This window comes from Pseudogemmobacter sp. TB195, from assembly GCF_058313095.1.
On sequence record NZ_JBZEGG010000031.1, the window covers coordinates 22,942 to 45,030 of the forward strand.

Annotated in this window: 14 protein-coding genes and 1 pseudogene; 8 read left to right on the top strand and 7 right to left on the bottom strand. The window is 63.6% G+C overall.

The window, feature by feature from the left end; all coding sequences use genetic code 11:
• Window positions 1-4: 4 nt before the first annotated feature.
• The 5 genes from AC4FS3_RS24545 to AC4FS3_RS24565 all read left to right on the top strand — a co-directional run bounded on the left by AC4FS3_RS24545 (window position 5) and on the right by AC4FS3_RS24565 (window position 8,605).
• On the top strand, window positions 5-1,471 hold the full coding sequence (locus AC4FS3_RS24545) for a calcium-binding protein (RefSeq protein WP_491022702.1): 1,467 nt from the start codon (window positions 5-7) through the stop codon (window positions 1,469-1,471).
• 196 nt (window positions 1,472-1,667) lie between these two features.
• Window positions 1,668-1,943 carry a hypothetical protein gene (locus AC4FS3_RS24550; RefSeq protein ID WP_198836437.1) on the top strand — a complete coding sequence of 92 codons (276 nt, stop codon included), beginning with the start codon at window positions 1,668-1,670 and terminating at the stop codon, window positions 1,941-1,943.
• 265 nt (window positions 1,944-2,208) lie between these two features.
• The gene (locus AC4FS3_RS24555) at window positions 2,209-5,361 is read left to right on the top strand and encodes a beta strand repeat-containing protein (protein ID WP_491022703.1); all 3,153 of its coding nucleotides are present in this window, start codon (window positions 2,209-2,211) and stop codon (window positions 5,359-5,361) included.
• A 68-nt stretch (window positions 5,362-5,429) separates the two neighbouring features.
• The gene (locus AC4FS3_RS24560; protein ID WP_491022704.1) at window positions 5,430-7,238 is read left to right on the top strand and encodes a type I secretion system permease/ATPase; all 1,809 of its coding nucleotides are present in this window, start codon (window positions 5,430-5,432) and stop codon (window positions 7,236-7,238) included.
• 68 nt (window positions 7,239-7,306) lie between these two features.
• Window positions 7,307-8,605 (top strand): HlyD family type I secretion periplasmic adaptor subunit, encoded by a 1,299-nt coding sequence (locus AC4FS3_RS24565; RefSeq protein WP_491022705.1) that lies wholly within the window; start codon window positions 7,307-7,309, stop codon window positions 8,603-8,605.
• Between the two features lie 157 nt (window positions 8,606-8,762).
• On the opposite strand, the gene AC4FS3_RS24570 is transcribed toward AC4FS3_RS24565, so the two are convergent.
• The 7 genes and pseudogenes from AC4FS3_RS24570 to AC4FS3_RS24600 all read right to left on the bottom strand — a co-directional run bounded on the left by AC4FS3_RS24570 (window position 8,763) and on the right by AC4FS3_RS24600 (window position 19,584).
• Entirely contained in the window at window positions 8,763-13,061 is a 4,299-nt protein-coding gene (locus AC4FS3_RS24570) for a CheR family methyltransferase (RefSeq protein ID WP_491022706.1), read from the bottom strand.
• A gap of 687 nt (window positions 13,062-13,748) precedes the next feature.
• A pseudogene (locus tag AC4FS3_RS24575) lies at window positions 13,749-14,007 on the bottom strand (transposase); the annotation flags it as partial.
• 674 nt (window positions 14,008-14,681) lie between these two features.
• Complete coding sequence (locus tag AC4FS3_RS24580) at window positions 14,682-14,984, bottom strand: DUF2218 domain-containing protein (RefSeq protein ID WP_491022707.1); 303 nt, start codon at window positions 14,982-14,984, stop codon at window positions 14,682-14,684.
• A 135-nt stretch (window positions 14,985-15,119) separates the two neighbouring features.
• Window positions 15,120-15,746, bottom strand: coding sequence for a hypothetical protein (locus tag AC4FS3_RS24585; RefSeq protein ID WP_491022708.1), 627 nt, complete (start codon window positions 15,744-15,746; stop codon window positions 15,120-15,122).
• A 394-nt stretch (window positions 15,747-16,140) separates the two neighbouring features.
• A complete protein-coding gene (locus AC4FS3_RS24590; protein WP_491022709.1) occupies window positions 16,141-16,407 on the bottom strand; it encodes a hypothetical protein in 267 nt (88 codons plus the stop codon).
• A 467-nt stretch (window positions 16,408-16,874) separates the two neighbouring features.
• Entirely contained in the window at window positions 16,875-18,593 is a 1,719-nt protein-coding gene (metG, locus tag AC4FS3_RS24595) for a methionine--tRNA ligase (protein WP_491022710.1), read from the bottom strand.
• 241 nt (window positions 18,594-18,834) lie between these two features.
• Window positions 18,835-19,584 (bottom strand): SDR family NAD(P)-dependent oxidoreductase, encoded by a 750-nt coding sequence (locus AC4FS3_RS24600; protein WP_491022711.1) that lies wholly within the window; start codon window positions 19,582-19,584, stop codon window positions 18,835-18,837.
• A 215-nt stretch (window positions 19,585-19,799) separates the two neighbouring features.
• On the opposite strand from AC4FS3_RS24600, the gene AC4FS3_RS24605 reads away from it, so the two are divergent.
• The 3 genes from AC4FS3_RS24605 (at window position 19,800) to AC4FS3_RS24615 (ending at window position 22,068) form a co-directional block, all read left to right on the top strand.
• Window positions 19,800-20,840 (top strand): aldo/keto reductase, encoded by a 1,041-nt coding sequence (locus AC4FS3_RS24605; RefSeq protein WP_491022712.1) that lies wholly within the window; start codon window positions 19,800-19,802, stop codon window positions 20,838-20,840.
• A gap of 95 nt (window positions 20,841-20,935) precedes the next feature.
• Window positions 20,936-21,544, top strand: a complete 609-nt coding sequence (locus AC4FS3_RS24610; RefSeq protein WP_491022713.1) for a hypothetical protein — start codon at window positions 20,936-20,938, stop codon at window positions 21,542-21,544.
• Window positions 21,532-22,068, top strand: a complete 537-nt coding sequence (locus tag AC4FS3_RS24615; protein ID WP_491022714.1) for a lipocalin/fatty acid-binding family protein — start codon at window positions 21,532-21,534, stop codon at window positions 22,066-22,068. The genes AC4FS3_RS24610 and AC4FS3_RS24615 overlap by 13 nt, the downstream gene beginning before the upstream one ends.
• Window positions 22,069-22,089: the final 21 nt, after the last annotated feature.

Below are 22,089 nucleotides of genomic sequence, written 5' to 3' on the forward strand. Positions count from 1 at the left end.
CGCCATGAGTTTTCGAACAGGCTATTCTGGCCGGGGCCATTGCACCGAAAGACTGCCACCGGGCGCGATGTCCTGCACATCGCCGCGTGAAGCCGTGACGACAGGCAGTCTCACGGTAGTGTCCGCAATCTCGGTTACGGTCTCGGTGGCTGTGGACGCCTATGGCGCCGCGACGCTGGCCGATGCAGTCCTTACCGTAAATGTCGTCAGTCGCGGGCTGCTGAGTTTCGCCTATGGCCAGGCCGGCATCTTTGGCGCGGCGTCCGGCCCTGATGGCGAAGGCGGCTATGTCTCGGCGTATATTGGCGTTGACCTTTCGGGCCAGGGGCCGCTGGATTTGCAGGCCACTGCCCAGGGAGACGCTGCTGTGATGTCGGGAGGGCTGTCCTTCCTTTCGGTCACGCTGGCCCTTCCGCAGATGCTCGGGTTCACCTTGTCAGGGCAGGCGTCGGACGCGGCTGGCACCCATGGCGGGGCCATGAGCGGCAATGTGGCCGCGTTCACGGCGCACATCACGGCAGGGGGCGAAAACAGCTCTGCTGTTCTTCAGGCTGACGTCTTTGCCGTCGAGGGCCAGATGTCTTCGGTCGTGATGTCAGCACAGGCCGCAGTATACGAAGAAATTGAATTCACGACGATTACCGGAACGCGCCAGGCCGATGTGATCACCACCGGCGCCGGTGACACGCTGCTTTATGCCGGGGCGGGGAAGGACATGATCCGGGCCGGTATCGGCGATGACTGGCTGTTTGCAGAGGATGGTAAAGACAGCGTTTTCGCGGGTGAGGGAGATGACGCAGCCTTTGGCGGCACCGGTGAGGACGGTCTCTTGGGCGAAGGGGGAGACGACTGGCTTTTCGGCGGGCGCGGTGATGACAGCCTCTTTGGCGGCTCCGGCGAGGACATGTTGCTGGGCGGTGCGGGGAGCGATTCTCTTGACGGTGGTGTCGGCAATGATCTGATTGATGGGGGGATCGGCCGGGATATCCTGGCGGGCGGTGCCGGCAATGATGTTTTCCGCATGGGGGCGCGCGGCGGGGATGACGACGATATTTACCGCGGCGGCAGCGGTGCGGATCTTTGGCTGATCACCGATCGCTTCGATGATGATGTTATCCAGGATTTTCGTATCGCCGAAGGGGACCGGCTTATGGGGCCAGGCGCGGGCTGGGATGATCCCGCGACAATGGCGCTTCGAAACGGCACCATGCTGTCACTTGGCCGCAGTGCCTGTGACAGGGATGATCTGGAAATCACCTTCCGGTTTGATGGCCGGACTTCGGTTCTTACACTTGACGAGTTCTTTGTATTGAACCCAGGTTATGGATCCGCAGTCCCCATCAGGGGAGTGTTCAGCGATTATCAGGCCGAGGCCATCATGCGAGATGTATTTGGCGATGACGCTGGCGTATATGCAGAATCGCAGGCCTATTTGCTTATAATCGGAAATCAGATCGGCGATCTGGGCTGATAATCCTCAATACAATGACATTTATATATGTCGGGAGCTTTGCCTCCGGCATATATATCATTTTGTCAGCCTGGTTTGAAAATTCAGGTTACGCCATTAGTATTATGCAACCTTCGCGCCTTTGTACTGTCTGAATAACTGGAATAGTAAATGGTTGCCGGGATCTGCCGGGACAGCGAACCAACAGGAGATTGATATGACCTACTGGAACAATTCGGACGTCGACTTCGATGCCAGCTATGACTATTCGGCGACCGTCGATATCGACTACAGCGCCGTTGTGGATTTCACCAGCGACGTTTCGGTGAATCACGACTACAATGTCGATGTCTGCATCGACGGCAACGAAGCGGTGTTCTCGATTGACGTTCAGGCCTATGGCGATGACAGTGCAACCGAGCTGAACCTTGTCGTTTTCGTCAATGATGACTACTCGTCCATCACGGCAACCGGCTGGGCTGCCGTTGCCTGATCTGCAATATCGTTCCCCTGGTATGGCCGGGGCATAACGAGGAGTGGCCTCGCGTCGCGAGGCCCTCTTTTTCGGCGGGAGATCCTTTCTGAATGTAATCTTTCAGCAAAACGGCCTGATGTTCAGATGAATGAATAACCGGATATTCGAATCTGAAAATAATCATTATCCGGAAATATGACCATTTTTATCAACGAAAACGCGACTGCTGAAATATCTGCCGGATATCCTTCCGGTTTCAATGATGATGTTCTGGAGATGCGATATGGTTACTGTTCATTCGACAAGAATAATCACGTCGCGGGCCAGAACGCCTGACCCCCTTATCATCCCGCCTGCACCACCGGCAGGGGTAGCGGCGGCCGCATTTGTTGCGGCTTCGGGTCATACCGTCATTACCGGCACCGAGGGGGCAGATACGCTGACCCGCGCCGAAAATGGCAGGCTGCGGATTGAAGGTCTCGGCGGGAATGATGTGATCACGGTCGCACCGAACAGCACGGGCGGCGATTATCTGGACGGTGGCGCCGGCGACGATACGCTGAACGGCGCCGGCTCGGACGATATTCTGGTCGGTGGCGCCGGGCGCGATGTGCTCAACGGCGGGGCGGGCGTCGATACGGCGGATTACACCGCCTCGGACGCGGCGGTGACGGTGATCCTCGCGGCCGATCCGACGAAAACGGCACGCGGCAATGGCGGTCATGCGACGGGCGATGTGCTCTCTGGCATCGAGAACCTGACCGGCTCGGCCTTTGACGATCTGCTGAGCGGCAACCGGCTTGACAATCAGCTTGTCGGCAATGGCGGGGATGACATTCTGCGCGGCATGGATGGCAATGACATCCTGTTTGGCGACAGCATGACTGATGCCAATCTGGACGGGGTGGCAGATGATCTTGACGGTGATGGCCTGCCTGATGGCACCGATACCGATCCGTCCGGCGGCAATGATCTGCTGGATGGCGGCTTCGGCGATGACCGGCTTTATGGCGGCGGCGGGGATGACACGCTGCAGGGCGGATTTGGCCATGACACCGTCTTTGGTGGGTTCGGCGCCGATCTCTTGAATGGCGGCGATGGCGATGACGTGCTGGACGGCGGTGCGGGCGCTGACACGCTTTTGGGCAGCCTGGGCCATGACCTCATCCGCGGCGGGGATGGCGATGATTTCCTGAATGGCTCGATTGGCAATGACAGCCTTTATGGCGGTGCCGGAGCGGATGAGATCCTCGCAGGTGAGGGCAATGATCTGGCCGATGGTGGCGATGGCGACGACCGGCTGATCGGAAATGGCGGTCATGACAGCCTGACGGGTGGCGGCGGCAATGACCGGATCGAGGGCAATGAGGGCAATGACAGCCTCTATGGCGGCAGCGGCGATGATACGCTGCTTGGCGGCAATGGCGCCAATGTGCTGGATGGCGGCGAGGGCATCGACACCGCCGATTTCTCGGCCGGGGGCGCGGTCGGGTACGACATGGGGTCCGGCACCGGCAGCGGAGCGGCTGCGGGATCCGTGCTGATCAGCATTGAATCGGTGATCGGCTCGGGCTTTGGCGATATTCTGATCGGCGATGTCTCGGCCAATACCTTCACCGGCGGGGCAGGGTCAGATACGCTGATCGGCCAGGGCGGCAATGACACGGCGGATTATGCCACCTCGGCGGCGGCGGTGAATGTCAGCCTCAACACCACAGTTGCAGACCCGCTTGCGGTCGGGATCGGTCTGGGCGGCGATGCCGAAGGGGACCGCCTGCAACTGATCGAGCGGCTGATCGGATCTGCCTTCGATGACACCCTGACCGGGGGAGAACTGAACGACACCCTGATGGGCGGGGGGGGGGCAGATCTGCTGACCGGCGGTCTTGGTATTGATACGGCGGAATATTCCACCTCGGCTGCGGGCGTGTCGGTGCAGCTGACCACCGGCGGCGGGGCGATCACTGCCGGCGGCGATGCGGCGGGCGATGTGCTGAGCGGGATAGAGAACCTGATCGGCTCAGCCCATGCCGATTTCCTCGCCGGAAATGACGGCGCCAACCGTCTGACTGGCGGCGCGGGCAATGATCTTTTGCGCGGCGGGGCGGGCGCGGATACGCTTCTGGGCGGCGATGGTATCGATACGGCGGACTATTCGACCTCGGCGCTTGGGGTGATCGCACTCCTCAGTGACGCGGCGGATGGCGGGTTCCTGTCATCGGGCGGCGATGCGGCGGGCGATGTGCTGAACGGGATCGAGAACCTGATTGGCTCGGCTCAGGCGGATCAGCTGATCGGTTCGGCTGCTGCCAACCGGCTTGAGGGTGGCGCGGGCAATGACCTTTTGCGCGGCAATGGCGGCGCGGATCTGCTGATCGGCGGCGATGGGGTCGATACCGCCAGCTATGCCAATTCCGCCTCGGGGGTCTTTGTCACCCTGACGGATACCGGCTTTGGCACCGGAATCGGCGGCGATGCGGCGGGCGATCAGCTCAGCACCATCGAGAACCTGATCGGCTCGGCTTTCGGCGATTTGCTGGTCGGTAATTCCGGCGCGAACCAGTTGCAGGGTGGCGCGGGGGATGACATTTTCCGCTCGGGCCTTGGTGCCGATATCTTGCTGGGCGGTGATGGCATTGATACCGCCGATTACCAGTTTTCTGCGACTGCGGTCTTCGCGCGGCTCTATTCCGGCACCAGCGGCTCGGCCAGCCAGGGCGGCGATGCGGCAGGCGATGCGCTTTTGCAGATGGAAAACGCCGTCGGCTCGGCCTTCAACGATCTGCTGCACGGATCGGAACAGGCCAACCGGCTGGAGGGCGGGCTGGGGAATGACCAGCTGGTGGGCTTTGCCGGGGCCGATACGCTGATTGGCGGGGCTGGGCTTGATACCGCCGACTATTCGGCCTCGACTGCGGGGGTGAATGTCGGCCTCAGCGCGACCGGAAGCACGCTGGGGGCCGGGGGCGACGCCGAAGGCGATATCCTGAACGGGATCGAGGCGCTGATCGGTTCGGCTTTCAGTGACCAGCTGGTCGGCAGCGCGGCAGATAACAGAATCGTCAGCGGTGCCGGCAATGATCTGATCTATGGCGGCGGCGGCGAGGATCTGCTGGTGGCCAGCGGCGCGGGCACCCGCAATATTTTCGGAGACGGGCCGGGCACGGTGGCCGGGATGGACACGTTCCGCATTCTGGCCGGCACCAATACGATCCGCGACTATCAGGCGGGTGAGGATCTGCAGCTCAACAGCCTTGATGCCGGGGGGATCTCGCTGGTCGGGCTGGCCGGGGGGCTGCTGGCCGGGCGCTTTGTGGGGGCAACCCACACGACCTATGTCATCCTCGGCACCACGGCTGATGTCGCCGCCGCCTCTGCGGCGCTGACTTTCCTTGTGCAGAACGACCTGACCGTCGACCCGGGCCTGATCGCCTGAGGCCATTCCCTTCTTCCACGGCCCGGACTGGCCGGAAACGGCACCGGGAAAACAACGGAAAGCAGATCATGGTCAGTGAAAAGACAGCTGCGCTACGCAATCAGAGCGGTGAACTCGACCGCGCGATCAGGGCCTGCCGGTCAGCGGCCTGGGTGATGTTTGCCTTCAGCCTTGCGATCAATGTGCTGATGCTGGCCTCGCCGCTTTACATGCTCCAGGTCTATGACCGGGTGCTGGTGACGGGGCGGGTCGAGACGCTGATCATGCTGACGCTGCTGATCGCCGGGGCGCTGCTGGTTCTTGGGCTGCTCGATGCGCTTCGGGCGATGATGATGGTGCGGCTGGGCTGCTGGCTGAATGCGCGGCTGGGGCCGGTCTTGCTGGCAAGCGGGGTGCGGGCGCGGCTGGTCGGCGATACGGCGGGCGGGCAGATGCTGCGCGATCTCGCCCAGGTGCAGGGCTTCGTCTCCTCGCAGGGGCTGATCATGTTCTTCGATGCGCCCTGGACGCCGGTCTTTTTACTGCTGATCTGGTTTTTGCACCCGCTGATGGGGATGGTGGCCGTCACCGCCGCGGTGCTTTTGCTGGGGCTGAGCCTGTTGAACGAATGGCTGACCCGCAAGGCGACACTGAACGCGGCGCTGGCAGGCATGGCGGCGCAGGGCTCGGCGGATGCGACCATCAGAAATGCTGAAGTGGTGCGCGCCATGGCCATGCTGCCCGCCCTCAGCGCCCGCTGGGAGGAAAGCAACAACGCGGCCCTCTCGGCCACACAACGCGCCGCCGAGCGCGGCGCGCTGATCCTTGGCCTGACCAAGTTCCTGCGGCTTTTCGTGCAATCGGCCATACTTGGCCTCGGCGCCTGGCTGGTGATCAGGGGCAATGTCTCGGGGGGGGTGATGATCGCCTCGTCGATCCTTCTGGGTCGCGCGCTTGGCCCGGTCGAGGCGGCGATGTCGACCTGGCGCAACTTCATGGGCGCGCGCATCGCGTTCCGGCGGCTGAAAACCCGGCTGGGTGCCATTCCCGCCGAACCGGAGCGCTTTTTGCTGCCATCACCCACCGGCCGTATCACGATGAACCGCGTCAGTTTCATTCCGCAAGGCGCGCGTGCGCCGGTGCTGGACGGGGTCTCGCTGACCATCCGCCCGGGAGAGGTGACGGCAGTGATTGGCCCCTCGGCCGGCGGCAAAAGCACGCTGTGCCGGGTGCTTCTGGGCCTGAATGCGCCTGGCAGCGGCCAGATCCGGCTGGACGGGTCCGAGCTGCATCACTGGGATCCGTTGCAGCTTGGCCGCGCCTTTGGCTACCTGCCGCAGGATGTGGAGCTGTTTTCGGGCACCATCAGCGAGAACATCGCCCGCATGGGCCGGATCGACGACGAGGCGGTCCTCAAGGCGGCCCAGCTCGCCCATGCGCATGAGCTGATCCAGTCGCTGCCGCATGGCTACAATACGCAGATCGGCGAGGGCGGTGCCCGGCTCTCGGGCGGCCAGCGCCAGCGCATCGGTCTGGCCCGCGCGCTTTACGGCACGCCCTGCCTCGTGGTGCTCGATGAGCCGAATGCCAATCTCGACCAGGCCGGCGAGGCGGCTTTGTCGGCGGCGATCCGCGATATGCGCGGCGCGGGATCTGCCATGGTGATCGTGGGGCACCGGCCCTCGACGCTGGCCTGTGCCGACCATCTGGTCTTTTTGCGCGACGGGCGCATCGAGATGCAGGGCCCGCGTGACGAAATTCTGGCGCGGCTGCGCAGCGGCTCTGCGGCGGCGGGCGGGATGGCCAGCGTGCCACGCGCGACGGAGTCCACAGCCGAGGGCGGCCCGGTCGTGAACCGCTCCGCTGCGCAGGGAAGTGAACGGGAGCTCCAGTCATGACCACCAGCAATGTGTCCCGGTTGCCCACGGGGAACTTTCGGCGCCCGCCGCTGGTTTTGACGGCTCCCGTGCAACCTCCGCCGGGGGTCGGGCGGATCATATTCGGGCCGGCGCTGACGGGGTTTCTTCTGATCGCCATATTCCTTGGTGGCTTTTCGGCCTGGGCCGCACTGGTGCCGATCGCCTCGGGCGCCGTGGCCTCAGGCGTCATCAGCCCGGACGGCAATCGCCGCATCATCCAGCATTATGAGGGTGGCATCATCGCCGAGATCCTGGTGCGGGACGGCGACGAGGTCGCGCAAGGCCAGCCGGTCATTGCGCTTGAAGGACGTCAGGCACAGGCCAGCCATGATGCGGTGCTGGCGGAATACCAGACCGCCCTTGCGATTGTCGCGAGGCTTCGCGCCGAGACCCTGCAGGCCGAAACCGTCACCTACCCGCCGGAGCTGCTGGCGGATATGCCGGGCGCGCAGGCGGTGATCCATGACCAGAACGCCATTTTTGAACGGCAGCGTGATTATCTCGCAGCGCAGAAGAGCATCCTGAAGTCCCGCGATGAACAGCTTATGGCCCAGGTTGCCGCGCTGGAAGCCCAGGGCAAAAGCATTGAACGCCAGCTGGCGCTGAATGCCGAAGAGCTGGCAGCAAAACAGGCGCTGTTTGATACAGGGCTGGCGACCATGCCGCAGCTGCTGGAATTGCGGCGGCAGGAGACGGCCCTGACCGGGGAAAGCGGTCGCCTGAGCGCGCTGATGTCCGAAGTGGGTGACAAACGCGCCGAAGTCGCGCTGCAGCTTCTCTCGCTGGATGCGGCCCGCGCGGATGAGCTGGCCACCGAGACAGATACGGCCCGCGCCCAGCTCGCGACCGTGACCGAGCAGCTGAATGTCAGCTCTGACATCCTCGGCCGTACCGTCCTGACCGCGCCGGTCAGTGGCAAGGTGGTGAATTCGCGCTTCATGTCTGCGGGCGGGGTGATCCGCCCGGCCGAACCGATCATGGAGATTGTCCCCGACCAGGAACGTCTGCTGATCGATGCGCGGATTTCCGTCATGGATATCGATTCCGTGCATAGCGGCATGGAGGCGGTGGTTCACCTGACCGCGCTGGCCTCATTCCGGCTGCCGAAGATCAAGGGCAGGGTGATCTCGGTCTCGGGTGACCGGATGACCGATCCGGCCACCGGCCAGGCCTATTTCCTCGCCCGGGTCGAGGTGTCTGACGAAAGCCTCGCGCTGATCGGAGACAACGAGCTGGTTCCCGGAATGCCTGCGGATGTGTTGCTGGTCACCTCGACGCGCACAATGGCGGCCTATCTGTTCGAGCCGATCCTCGCGACCTTCAGGCGCAGCTTTCATGAAGAATAGGCCGGCGCCCGGGACAGCGACGGGCGGGCAGACCGCAGGCCGCCCGGGGAGCAAACCGGCCCTGCCAGACCCAGACCCCCGGCCAGGGGGGCGGGATGGAAAGGCGAGGCTTGCGAGACAGCAATCCTCCCCCGGGATCAGGCGGGGCAGGCGGGGATCAGGTGATCGAGACGCCCGCAACCAGCGCCAGTCTGACCAGAGCGGGCAGCGAGGCCGCGCCGGTTTTGCGCATGACTGCGGCGCGATGATTTTCCACCGTGCGCTGATTGATCCCGAGTTTGGCGGCGATGTTCTTGTTTGCCGCCCCTTCGAGGACCAGCGCGAGTACATCATGCTCGCGCAGGGTGAGGGACGCGAAGATGGTCTGTGCCGCCCGGCGCGCCTCGCTTTTCGCCTGGTCGCCGGGCGAGCCGGCAATGGCACGCGCAACACTCGAAAGCAGGTCTTTCGCGCTGGCCGGCTTTTCTATGAGATCAGACGCACCCGCCTTCATCGCGGCCACGGCCATTGCGGCATCGCCATGGCCTGTCAGGATGATCGCGGGAATGTCGATGTTCAGGCGACGAAGGGTTTCCAGCAGCGCGACGCCTCCCTGCCCGGGCAAGAGCCCATCCACGATCAGGCAATCGCCCCTGACAGGCGGTGAGCCTGCCAGAAAGGCCTCGGCCGAGGCCCAGGTGGCGGCTTTCCAGCCCTCGGATTCGAATAGCCAGTGCAGGGTGTCGCGGATCATGGGGTCGTCATCCACGACATGGATCGTCGCGCTGCCCGGGATTGCGGGGCGGCATCCCCTGTCAGCACAGCCGGTCCGCAGGATTTCAGAGACGCGGCGCAGCAAGGTCTGTAATGCGGCGGGTTTGGAGATCTGGTGAAAGGGTGTCGCTGCGATGCTGCGCATGGTTGCGACCGTGATGTCGCCGGTCAGAATGATCGTGGGAACGTCGCTTGCGGTCAGGCGACAGATCTCAGTGGCAAGCATCAGCCCGTTCATATCGCCGCGCAGCGCCATATCGGTCAGTAGAAGGTCGGGGGCGCCATTGCCGTCGCCCGCCCAGTGCAGCGCAAGCTTTGGATCCCCGAAAGCGATGACGGAATGGCCCTCGGCTTCAAGCAACTCGCGAAGCAGCATGCGCAGCGGCTCTTCAACTTCAACGAGAAGGATCCGCCCGACCCGCCGGATGGGGTCCGCCTCCGGGGCTCCGGCCTTTGGATGCGCGATGCCGCGCGCGGCGTCTGCAAGGGCCATCGTGATCGCGAATGCTGAGCCGGTGCCTGCGACCGAGCGGAGCGAAACGGGGTGGTCCAGCAATGTCCCGAGCCATCTTACGATCGAAAGCCCGAGGCCCAGACCTTGTGCGGTCTGCAAGGTGGATTTTCCGACCTGGTAATAGGGTTCGAATATCGCCTCGCGTTCGGAGGCTGCCACACCAATACCGCTGTCGCAGACCACAAGCTGCACTGCGCCATCCCTGCGCCTGCATCCGATCAGGATGCTGCCGCGAAACGTGTATTTCAGCGCATTCGACAAAAGGTTGCGCAGCATCTGTTCCAGCAGTTGCAGGTCGGTCCGGACCCAGGCGGAGCTTTGGATGACGCGCAGCCTCAGGCCTTTCTGATGGCAAAGTGGGCCGAATTCCTCTGCCATGCGCTCCAGCAGGGGCGCGACCGGAACAGAACGGATGGCGGGCCGGATGATGCCGGATTCGATACGGTTCACATCCAGCAGCGAATCCAACATGCCGGTCATCGACCCCAATATTCGCTCGAGCAGCGCCGCAAGCCGCGCCGCTTCGTCAGGCTGTTGGTTTCGCGCCATGAGCCCATGCAACAGGGTCAGAGATTGCAGAGGCTGGCGCAGATCATGGCTTACGGCTGCGAGGAAACGCGATTTCGCCAGGGTCACGCGATCCGCTTCATGCATTGCCTCGACCAGCGCCGCATTCGTGCGTTTGCGCTCGCTGATATCGGTAAAGGTGATCACCACACCGTCGATGCGGCCGTCGCTGGTCCGATAGGGCTGGATCCGGCGCAGGAACCAGACCTCGCCGGCTGCGGAGCCCGCACCCGCGATCTCGCGCTCGACCGGAACCGTTGTTTTCAGCACGGCGCGCGCATCGGGGATCAGTCCGATATCCTCGGACAGGGCGGCCAGATCGGCCAGCGGACGACCGACATCGGTGGCGATCACCCGAAAGACCGTACGCGCCGCAGGTGTGAAAAAGCGGATATTGAGGTCAGCATCCAGAACCAGCGTGGCAATATCGGTGCTGTAGAGAACATTTTGCAAATCGTCCGCCGTGCTGCGGTGCCGATCCAGCGTTTCCTGGAGCTGGCCGTTCAGCGCGGTCAGCTCTTCGTTCAGGGACTGCAGCTCTTCGCGCGATGCCAGCAGCTCTTCATTGGTCGCCTGGAATTCCTCGCTGATCGAACGGGCTTCTGCGGTGTCAGCCTCATTGGCTTCGACCGCCTTTTCCAGATCGCGCTGCGCCTGCAGAAGATCGTCGCGAAGCGTCGCAATCTCGGCTTCCAGCGCTGGAACAGGCGCGCCCTCGTGGCTTTGCGGGGTGGCCGAGCCGGAAAGCGGCAAAGCCGGGGCATCATCGACAAAGCAGGCCAGAAGCAGCGGCTCCTTCCCGGCAGCGAGCGCATGGAGTGCAATGCTGTAGCTGGCCCCGCTGCCCAGGCGCCCGCCGGATACGGTCACCAGCGGCGTCCGGGCATCGCAAAGCGCCGCCGCCTCCCGCAGCCTGACGCGCAGAAGTCGCGGGATCAGCGCCGGGAATGTGTTGTCAGGATGCCCCTGCGGCAGGTTCAGATAGCGCTCTGTTGACCCGAGAAAATACAGGCATTCCAGCCGGCGGTTCATCAGAACGGCGGCGGGGGCGTAGCTTTCGAGAAGGATCTTCTGGCACAGATCGGCCAGATCGGTCGTGCGTCGTACGGGTGGCACGGGCGTGGGGCGCGGGCCGGCGGTCGCAAAAAGGCCGTCTGTCTGCGCCCGCCCGTTCCTGCGCCAGAGCCGCGCGTCTTTGTTGGCGAGGGTGAAACGGCCATCCTCCGGACCCGGTGCCTCGGCCTGGCCCAGCAGCAGCAGGCCATCGGGGCGCAAGGCAAAACTGCACAACCCGATCACCCGGCGCTGCGCTTCGGCGCCAAGATAGATCAGCACATTGCGGCACGACACCAGATCAAGGCGCGAAAAGGGCGGATCCGACAGCAGATCGGCCTCGGCAAAGACCAGCGTCTCGCGCAAAGCGGGCGTGACCCGCCAGCCGTTCTCATCGGGCAGGAAGAACCGTGCCAGCCGGTCGGCTGAGACGCTGGTTGCGATCTCTGCCGGATAAAACCCGTTGCGCGCCGTGGCGATGGCCTCGGGATCCACATCCGTGGCGAAGATCTGTAACCCGGCTGTGATGCCGGTTTGCGCCATTGCCTCAAGGCAGATGATGGCGAGGCTGTAGGCCTCCTCGCCATTGCTGCAACCGGCAACCCAGAGCCGCAGCGGTCGCCCGGGCGGCAAAGCGCTCAGGAGATCCGGGATGGTCCTGTCACGCAGTTCGGCAAAGACCGCAGGATCGCGGAAAAAGCCTGTGACATGGATCAGCAGATCCGCAGAAAGACGGGTCAGCTCGTCCGCATCCGATCTGAGGATCGCCAGATAGCGATCCGCCCCATCCTTACCACAGGCGGCCAGCGCCATGCGCCGCTCGATCCGTCGGGTCAGTGTCCCGGGCTTGTAGAGCGAGATGTCTTGCTTGGTGTGACGTCCCACCAGGTCGATGATTGCGGCAAAGGCGGTATCCGATGCCCCGGTTCTGACCGCAGCAGAGGCGCCGCCGGCCCGGGGCGTCGTCTTTCGCGGCCCCCGGGCCAGGATGGCGTCGATCACCGCCGGCATTGCGGCCGTTTTCAGGATATGGTCGACACGGCCTGTTGCAATCGCGGCTTCCGGCATTCCCCTGTATCCCGCCTCATGCGGGTCCTGAGCGATCACCACCGCACCGCTATCGGCCAGGGCTTCGATGCCGATGCTGCCATCTGTTCCCGTGCCCGACAGGATGATGCAGGTGGTCGGCGTATCTGCCTCATGGGCAAGGGAGCGCAGCAGGGTGTCAAAGGGCAGCCGCACGGATTTTCCATGGGCGGGGGGCACCAGACGAAGAACCCCCTCTGCGACCGTCAGAAAGACTCCTGGAGGGATGACATGAACCCGCCCTTCGCAAAGAGGCATGGCGTCGACCGCCTCGACCACAGGCAGCCCCATGTCGGGTTCCAGAAGCCCGACCAGCATACTGTCATGCGAAGGGTCGAGATGCAGCACAAGTATAAGTGCCGCCGGCAGATCCGGATGAAGCAATTTCAGCAGGGTACGGGACGCTTCCAATCCACCCGCCGATGCCCCGATGGCAATGACGGGAGTGGACGGACTCGGGCCGTTTCCGGGCAATGCCGACATGGCCGATACCTTTTAACGCTGAAGTCCGACGGCAAACGCGCCAAAAGCGCCCAACGGACAGTACAAATGCAATCGGCGGCAGAAAATGTGCCGGCAAATCTGAATATAGCAGGAATGTGCATTTAAACACGCATATTTTATTCATCTTTGGGTAATACATCCGGCGTGGTGGCGGGCGTCAGTGCGTGCCCGAGCCTTGCCTGGCGCATGTCTGAGCAGATTCCTTGTCAGTGCAGCCGCGAGCTTGCCGCTTAGCCTGAAAAGGTACGCGTTGATGTCTCATTTGCAGGTCTGCGATCCGGCGACGACCCGCCGCCAGGCCGCTGAACAAGTCTGCTGTGCGGAAGGGGCTCCGTTGACCAGGGCTCGATGCCCCCCGATACGCGAGGACACAGCCGGCTGTCCTGGCCCGGCCGAAAGGCTCAGCGATCCTCTTCTGGCACCGCTGTGACCTGGCGTATCCTGGGTGCCAGGCAGGTCTGCCGTCGATGGCGGAGGAACGGGAGCTCCGGGCGGACGTTCGGGCGACGTGTGGCCTTCGGCCTGAAGCGCTTCATTGATGCCCGGGCCTTCACAAGGGGTCCATCGACCCGGAAGGGATCCTCCGACTAAAACGGTGCCACATCACGACGCGCCAGGAAGCGGAAGATTATCATACCGTCCGGGGGGCAGTTTGCCAGACGGGACAGCCATGATCGGACGGGCCATGTCCGAGGTCTTGAACACTGTCGGGACCAGAACAGCGTCGTCGATCCCAGGGCGCACCAACCCGCGAACCAGCAGCTTGTAATAGATCCGCTCCAAGAGCGACCGCCCGGACCGGATCTGACCGGCTCGGGCAGAGGAACCGCAGCAGGCTGGCCCGGATCAGCCGTTCCGCTGCGAAGGACGGGCGACCCTATATTGCAAAGAGCCGGTCGAATTCGGCATCCGACAAACGCAAAGCACCGCCACTTTACCCATTCGGGAGCGCGATGAATCATCTCCTTGAGGGGCGGCGGGGGGCGTCGAAACAGGGCTTTTTCAGCAGCCTGCTGATCGTGGCCGCGACTTAGGGAAACAACCTTCGGCGCAGGCGTGACGGCCTTGTAACTGACTGTCCGTCACGGCACGCCAGAGCACCTGCGGCGCTTTAGCAGTCAGACCCGGATCCCCTCAGCAGGCGGAGCCTCACCGGTCGCCAGGATCAATTCCTGCGCCATGGTTTTTTGAATCAGTGGCACGATCATGGCCTGGTCCTGCCGCTCCATGCGGGCCGGCAACTTTTTGGGGCCTGCAGATGCAGCGTGGCTTCGGCCTAAGGTTCGCCCGCCTGCAGATCGCGGAGCTGTTTTTCTCGTGTTTTCGCCGGACATCATCGGTACGGTCCCCGATCCCGGGAGAGGGCCGGCCAAAGCTGCGGCTGGCCTCCGCAGCCGAGGTCCTGCGGCTTCGATCATCGGGATGCTCAGCACCGGATTGCGCTTCGCCGTCCATTCCTTGTGGCGGGCAGTATTTGGCGTGACCGCTCCGGTCGGCCTGGCTGTTGACGGGGCGGGGGCAGATGGGAGGGCGAAATGTGCGGTGGCGGGATCGCTGCATCCTGACCCGAGCAGACCCGCCGCGGGTTGCGGCCCCGTTTCAGGCAGGGGCCGTCTCGTCCAGCGTCCAGGCAAAGCCGGAAAAGCCGTCGCGGAAGGCAAAGACCACCAGATGTTTGTCGACGATATAGCGCGCTTCGATAATGCCGCGCACATCTTCCGCTGAGACCTTCACCGAGAGGCCGCCCGCATCGGCCTCCATCTCAAGAGGTCCCGGGCCGAGCGTGGCCCGCCCGTGATGCGCATCCACTTCGACCTCGATCTTATGGGCGAAATGTCGGAACAGTTGTTGCATATATTTCGAGCCATTCAGGGTCTCGAAACGCGCCGATGATGTCAACATCGCTGGATCCTTCGCTTTTGTCTTTCCGGATCTAAGAGCTCACTCTCCGCCGGGCAAGACCGGGTTTATGCTCAGCCCGGCGGCGTCACCGTGCAAATTCGCACTGACGCGCGACAGGTTGCGACAGTTATTCGATCAATGCACGAGGCGCAGGTGCCGTGCCGCAGGGGGATGGGTCGGACGATGGTCCGGTCGCTGTGTGGGCCGCAGAGAGGGGCGTTGTGAGGCGGTGCCGGCGGCAACCGGAATAAGGCTCAGGCCCTCTGCCTGTGCGGCAGATTTCGCGGCGGCCTTTGCGGCGGCGGTGTTGCCCGCATCCTCTGCCGGGAAACGCGCCGCGAAAGACAGGGCTACCTGGATCAGCAGCGGATCCATCCGGCCGCCGGTGACTTCCAGCACCGGGCCGCGCGCAAGATCGGCGCGATCGCGGCGCATCGCATGCAGCATGAGGCAAAAGGCAGCCTCCTCCGGCGTCACCTGGTCGCGGCAGGAGGTGCAGAGCGGGTTGGCATAGTGGAAATCTTCGTCCCGCGCCTGGCGCAGCGCCTGGATCACCGCAAGAAGCCCATGCGCGATCTGCGGGCCCCGCGCCTGGCCCCAGCGTTCGGCGGCAATCGTATAGGCGCTTTGCCAGGCCTGGCTTTCAGGCCGCGCGAAGGCGGTCATGAAATGGCGGGTGACGGCCAGCATCCCGGTCTCGAAAGCATCGAGCCCCAGCGAGGCAAGCGGCAAGGCATCGGCATCGGCGAGATGTTCAGACATCGGGGCAAGTGGCTCCGGTCGGGGGCCGTTTCTCAGGGCGCAGTCCTGGCTTATGCGGGTCCTGTGCGGAAACGGTCGCTGTTGCGGTAAACTGGGGCGGGCGTGGGAAGGCAGGCAAGTCGCAGATCGTAAAGTCAGGATGACATCGGGCGGCGCGCCCGGACATATCTGGCGAAAAGCTGGACTTGTATTTCCTATTAAAATACTCGGAATTAATCAAGCCGAATGTTTGGCGCGTTTTCAGAAGTTTGTGTTCGGGGAGTGTTCACTTCCACGCGAGACACTGCCGCGAGAAAACAGTAAATGGCCCGGCGCGGAAAGTTCCGGTCCGGGCCATTAAATCGGTTTATCGTTCTGGCCATGCTGCCATCTGGTCAGCCGGCAACCTGATCTGTCAGTCTCGGATCCCATAGGCCGAACGGTCGGGCGGCAGCGGGGTGAACCCGGCCCGCAGGAGCTGCGGCTGATCAGCCCCCGCACCCTCGGAGAACAGGCCCCCGGAGAATGCGCCGCCTTCCACGGCCACCGATTGCGACCCGCCCAAAAGGCCGCGCGGCGCGATCACCAGTACCATTGCTGAGCCATAGGCGAGCGCGAAAACTATGGCGGCCAGAACCGGCCCCCGCGTCAGAGCGTGTCGCTTCTGAGAAATGTCGTTCATGTGATTCTCCCTTTGGCAGCTTCGGGAAGCGGAACGAGCAGTGGCGACAGTCTGCCATGGCATGGCGAGTCTGAGGTTCTCAGTTTTTGCCCAGGTCAGGGAAATATTCCCTGATGTGGCCGATTTGGTTAAGATAGCTGCTATACATTTGGCGAATTATTCGCAAATGCAGGAATTTTTTCGCGCTTGCAGCATTGCAGGAGGCCAGCCCCGCGACATTAATAATCCTGCCGGATTGCGCCTGCGGGCCTGTGTTGATCGGAAAATGGCTGATCAGAATATGTCCGGGCTCTGACCCGCAAAGATACCAGCGCTCCAGGCACCACAAGGTGCGGGTCCGGGTTTCGGCGCATCGCACCGGCTGTCTGCTTCATCGACAGCAGCACGGCCACAGGGCGGTTTTCCCTGTCAGGACTGACCCGGGCGCGGCTTTCCTGCGGCGCCCGGGGCCAGAAAGGGGGGCGTCTTCAGCTGCGGATGCCGGCAAAGCGCTGTTGCCAGTCGGCGCGCTCTTCATCGGTGATCTTGCGGAAGAGGTTTTCGGGCACGGTGAAGGCGCTGCCTGCGACCACGCCGGCCATGGCATCGGCGACATCCTCGGGCCAGGCCCAGTCCTCGCGGCCAAGTGACGCCATCATCGCCGCCGCGGCATCCGGGATGAAGGGGCGCGACAGCACCGCGTAAAGCCGGATCAGGTTGAAACCGAAACGCACGATGGCCTGGGCGGCCTCGGGGTCGGTTTTCACCACCGACCAGGGCGCAGCGGATTGCAGATATTCATTGCCCGCAACCCAGATCGCGCGCAGCTCTGCCGCCGCCTTGCGCACCTCAATCGCATCCATCAGCCGTTCATATTCACGGATGCGCGTGGTCAGATCGGCGATCAGCGCGGCCTCCTGCGGGCCATAGGCACCGCCCGCCGGCACATCATCGCCGAATTTCGCCTTTGCGAATTTGGTGATGCGGGAGACGAAATTCCCCAGCACATCGGCGAGATCCTTGTTCACCGAGACCTGGAAATTCTCCCATGTGAATTCGGAATCCGCACTTTCCGGCGCATGGGACAAAAGCCACCAGCGCCAGTAATCCGAGGGCAGGATCGACAGCGCCTGGTCCATGAACACACCGCGCCCGCGCGAGGTCGAGAACTGGCCGCCGTCATAATTCAGGTAATTGAAGGATTTCAGGTAATCCACGAGCTTCCACGGCTCGTTTGAGCCGATGATCGTTGCCGGGAAGGACAGCGTGTGGAAGGGGACATTATCCTTGCCCATGAACTGGTAATAGGTGACGTCAGCGGCGCCTTTGTCGGTGCGCCACCAGCGTTCCCAGTCAGCGGCCGGGCGGCCATTCGCATCCGCCCATTCGGCGGTGCAGGCGATATATTCGATGGGCGCGTCGAACCAGACATAGAAGACCTTGCCTTCCATCCCCGGCCAGGGCTGGTCACCCTTTCTCACCGGGATGCCCCATTTCAGATCGCGGGTGATACCGCGATCCTGCAGGCCATCGCCATCATGCAGCCATTTCTTCGCAATCGACGTGGTCAGGATCGGCCAGTCCTTCTTGCCGTCGATCCAGGCCTCGATATCACCCTTCAGCGCCGACTGGCGCAGGTAGAGATGTTTGGTTTCGCGCAGCTCGAGATTGGTCGAGCCGGAGATCGTCGAATGCGGGTTGATCAGATCGGTCGGGTCAAGCTGCTTGGTGCAATTGTCGCATTGATCGCCCCGCGCGCTCTCAAACCCACAATTGGGGCAGGTGCCCTCGATATAGCGGTCGGGCAGGAAACGGCCATCATCGATCGAATAGAACTGCTGCTCCGTAACCTCGCGGATCAGCCCGTTATCGGCCAGAACCCCCGCGAAATGCTGGGTCAGGCGGTGGTTTTCCGGGCTGGAGGAGCGACCGAAATGGTCAAAGCTCAGCCGGAAGCCCTTTGCCAGATCGGCCTGGACGAGATGCATCTCGCGGCAATACTCTTCGACTGGCTTGCCGGCTTTGGCGGCGGCAAGCTCGGCGGGGGTGCCATGCTCGTCGGTCGCGCAGATGAACATCACCTCATTGCCGCGGCCACGCATATAACGGGCAAACAGATCCGCAGGCAGCTGCGAACCGACAAGGTTCCCCAGATGCTTGATCCCGTTGATATAAGGAATTGCAGAGGTGATGAGAATGCGGGCCATGAAGACGCCTTTCGACCGGTTCGGATCCGGGGTTTAACGCGGGGCGCCGCCAAGGGCCAGAGCTTTGCGATAAACCGTCCCCTCCGGGCCGGGCCACCCCATCTGGTTCGCCTCTCAGGACCGGGGCAGGGCCGGATCATCAGTCCGGGCGGGGCAGGGCTTTACGCGTCCGGCAATATCCCGGGGGAGGCTCCGCCACAGGCGGGGGCTGAGAGGTATCGGAGGCCAGAGCCTCCCTCTTTTAAGGCGCGCAATAACCCCCATCGACCAGGTGGTAACTTCCGGTAACAAAGCTCGCCCGATCCGAAAGCAGGAACAGAACCAGGGACGAGACCTCCTCTGAGCGTCCCAGCCTGCCGACCGGATGTTTCGAGATCAGCCAGTCGCGGGTCTCCTTGTCGAAGCCCGAAAGCAGCGGCGTGTCGATAAAGGCGGGGCCGACCGCATTCACCCGGATGCCCTTTCCGCCATATTCCATCGCTGCGGTTTTGGTCAGGCCCAGCACGGCATGTTTCGCCGCGACATAGGCTGCCGATCCGGCAAAGCCCTGGGTGCCGAGGATCGAGGCCATATTGACCACTGCACCGCCGCCTGCGCGCTCCATGGCTGGCAGGCCAAAACGCAGACCGTAGAAAACCGCATTCAGATTGACGCCGATCACCCGGTCCCAGCCGTCAAGCGGATAGGCGCCTGTCGGGGCCGATGGGCCGCCGATCCCGGCATTATTGACCAGAAGATGCAGTCCGCCATGCTGTTCGGCCAGCGCGATCTGGGCCTCCACCACCGCAGGATCCGCAACATCGCCGTAGGCCGCAACCGCCTCGCCCCCGGCGGCGATGATCTTTGCCACGGTCTTTTGCGCTGCATCCTCGGTCAGATCCGAGGCGATCACGACCGCACCGGAGGCGGCAAGATCCAGCGCGACCGCCTGGCCGATCCCCGACCCGGCCCCGGTTACCAGCGCCGTTTTTCCGTCAAACCTGATATCCATGGTCAGGGCTCCTTTGGGTCTGGGATGAGTTCGGGGTAAAATCTGCGCCCGCCGGATTGTCCCTGCCTTGATCTGGCGCAAACCGGCCCTGGGCGCGGGGATGTGCAGATGTGGCGGCCTTTTGCGCAAACGCCGCCCCTGAATGCCAGCCTGTCCGGGCGGCCTTGCCTCCTGCTTCCGGCGCCCGCAGTCTCGCCCGCAAAAGGAGCTCTGCCATGAAAATGATTCCCCTCGGTCGTTCCGGCCTGACCGTCTCAGAGCTCTGCCTCGGCACCATGACCTGGGGCAGCCAGAATACCGAGGCCGAGGGTCATGCCCAGGCCGATCTGGCGCTGGATCACGGCATCACCTTCTGGGACACTGCCGAAATGTATCCGGTCAACCCGGTCCGGGCCGAAACCGTGGGCCTCAGCGAAGAGATCGTGGGCTCCTGGATCAAAGCGCGGGGCGGGCGCGACCGGCTGGTGATTGCCACCAAGATCACCGGCACCGGCCAGCATGTCCGCCCCGGAGAGCCGATCACCGGCGCCAGCCTGCGGGCGGCGGCAGAGGCTTCGCTGAAGCGGCTGAACACCGATTACATCGACCTTTATCAGCTGCACTGGCCCAATCGCGGCAGCTACCATTTCCGCCAGAACTGGAACTATGCGCCGACCGGAATCGACCGCGCCGCCGAAAACGCCGCGATGACCGATATCCTGACCGCCGCGCAGAGCCTGATCACCGAGGGCAAGATCCGCGCCATCGGGCTCTCGAATGAGACCGTCTGGGGCACGGCGCGCTGGCTGCATCTGGCCGATACGCTGGGTCTGCCGCGCATGGTCAGCGCGCAAAACGAATATTCGCTGTTGTGCCGCCAGTTCGACACTGATCATGCCGAGCTTTCCCTGATCGAGGATCTGCCGCTTCTGGCCTATTCGCCGCTTGCGACGGGGCTGCTGTCTGGCAAATATGCCGGCGATGTGACGCCCTCAGACAGCCGCCGGGCGCGGGTCCCGGACCTGGGTGGCCGTATCACGCCGCAGGTCTTTCCGGCGGTGGCGGCCTGTCTCGCGGTGGCAGCGGATCACGGGCTCAATCCGGTTCAGATGGCGATTGCCTTTTGCCGCTCGCGGCCCTTCACCACGATCCCGATTATCGGAGCGACCAGGCTTGCCGATCTCGCGACCTGCATCGGCGCGGCAGAGCTGCAGCTTGCGCCCGGGGTTCTGGCCGATCTGAACGAGGTCTATCGCCTGCATCCGCGCCCGTTCTGATCCTTTGCCGGGCGCTTCGCGCTTGCCCGCCTGGCCGTTTCGGGGCAGTCTCGCGCCATAATGATAAACACGGGCAAGAGCGGCGGGACAGCCGGATGACAGGTATCGGGTATCGGTTTGTGACACTGGCCGGGGCGCTCGCGCTCGCGCTGACGCTTGGCGGCTGCCTGCCGGGGGTCGAGAAATCCGGCGCGGGCGGGGCGGGCGCGGAAAAACCCGCGACGACGGTTATCACCGGCGATGCGATCGAGACCACACCGCTTGGACCGCCCCTGGCTGCCGCTGGCGCGCCGGTGGCAAAGACGACACCCGCCACAGCCGGGGCCGCGACGGGCGCGAAAGAGGCCGCCCCCGCAGAGGCTGCCGGACAGCCTCATGAGGCCGCCCCGCAAGTGCCCGCCGCGCAAGAGGTGGCCCCGCAAGAGGTGGCCATGCCGGAAGCCGCCCCGGTCGATACCAACCCTTTCACCGCTGAGGCCCGCCTGACCTGTGAAAAGGCCGGGGGCAGCTGGGCAAAGACCGGGTCCGGCTTCAGCAGCTGCGTCTGGAGCACGAAAGATTCCGGCAAGCGCTGCACCGCGTCGAGCCAATGCAAAGGGCAATGCCTTGCACGGTCGGGCACCTGCGCGCCGTTCACACCGCTGTTTGGCTGCAATGAGATCCTTGATGACAGCGGCCGAAGGATGACCGAATGCCTGCAATAACCCAACTAATCCGCCTTGGGCTTGCCGGGGCGGGGCTTGGCCTCGTCCTTCAGGCCTGCGCGCCCCGCGCGCCTGAAACCGTCGGCCGCACGGTGTTTCGCAACTCAGGTGCCGGGATCTGGTCCGCCGCCGCTTTCCAGCCTGCCCGCATCACAGGCGACTGGCGCCAGGCCGCCGCCTATACAAGGGGTGAGGCCCAGAGCTGCGCCCCCGGCGGCGCCGTCTTCCGCCAGACCGCCTCCGGCCAGCTTTCCGTCAAAGCCCGGCTCTGCCTTGACGGGCGCGAGGTCACCGCCTCGGGCCCCGTAACCGTGACCGGCCCTGGCAGATTTACCGTGCCCGGCATGGGAGAGTGGTGGGTGATCTGGGTCGACAGCGGCTACCGCACCCTCGCCATCGCGACACCTAGGGGCGAATTCGGATTTGTGCTTGACCGGGGCCGCATCGGCCCCGACCGCTTGCGCGCCGCTGCCGAGATCTTCGATTTTAACGGCTATCCGAAAGCCCGGCTGAAGCCCTTCTGACCGGATCCTGGCGACAGAGCC

What these genes read in the sequence shown, in the direction of transcription:
- AC4FS3_RS24545 (WP_491022702.1), top strand. Translation starts at nt 5, where the DNA reads ATGAGTTTTCGAACAGGCTATTCTGGCCGGGGCCATTGCACCGAAAGA.
- AC4FS3_RS24560 (WP_491022704.1), top strand. Translation starts at nt 5,430, where the DNA reads ATGGTCAGTGAAAAGACAGCTGCGCTACGCAATCAGAGCGGTGAACTC.
- AC4FS3_RS24610 (WP_491022713.1), top strand. Translation starts at nt 20,936, where the DNA reads ATGACAGGTATCGGGTATCGGTTTGTGACACTGGCCGGGGCGCTCGCG.
- AC4FS3_RS24570 (WP_491022706.1), bottom strand. Translation starts at nt 13,061, where the DNA reads ATGTCGGCATTGCCCGGAAACGGCCCGAGTCCGTCCACTCCCGTCATT.
- AC4FS3_RS24605 (WP_491022712.1), top strand. Translation starts at nt 19,800, where the DNA reads ATGAAAATGATTCCCCTCGGTCGTTCCGGCCTGACCGTCTCAGAGCTC.
- AC4FS3_RS24585 (WP_491022708.1), bottom strand. Translation starts at nt 15,746, where the DNA reads ATGTCTGAACATCTCGCCGATGCCGATGCCTTGCCGCTTGCCTCGCTG.
- AC4FS3_RS24600 (WP_491022711.1), bottom strand. Translation starts at nt 19,584, where the DNA reads ATGGATATCAGGTTTGACGGAAAAACGGCGCTGGTAACCGGGGCCGGG.
- AC4FS3_RS24555 (WP_491022703.1), top strand. Translation starts at nt 2,209, where the DNA reads ATGGTTACTGTTCATTCGACAAGAATAATCACGTCGCGGGCCAGAACG.
- AC4FS3_RS24550 (WP_198836437.1), top strand. Translation starts at nt 1,668, where the DNA reads ATGACCTACTGGAACAATTCGGACGTCGACTTCGATGCCAGCTATGAC.
- AC4FS3_RS24590 (WP_491022709.1), bottom strand. Translation starts at nt 16,407, where the DNA reads ATGAACGACATTTCTCAGAAGCGACACGCTCTGACGCGGGGGCCGGTT.
- AC4FS3_RS24580 (WP_491022707.1), bottom strand. Translation starts at nt 14,984, where the DNA reads ATGTTGACATCATCGGCGCGTTTCGAGACCCTGAATGGCTCGAAATAT.
- AC4FS3_RS24615 (WP_491022714.1), top strand. Translation starts at nt 21,532, where the DNA reads ATGCCTGCAATAACCCAACTAATCCGCCTTGGGCTTGCCGGGGCGGGG.
- metG (WP_491022710.1), bottom strand. Translation starts at nt 18,593, where the DNA reads ATGGCCCGCATTCTCATCACCTCTGCAATTCCTTATATCAACGGGATC.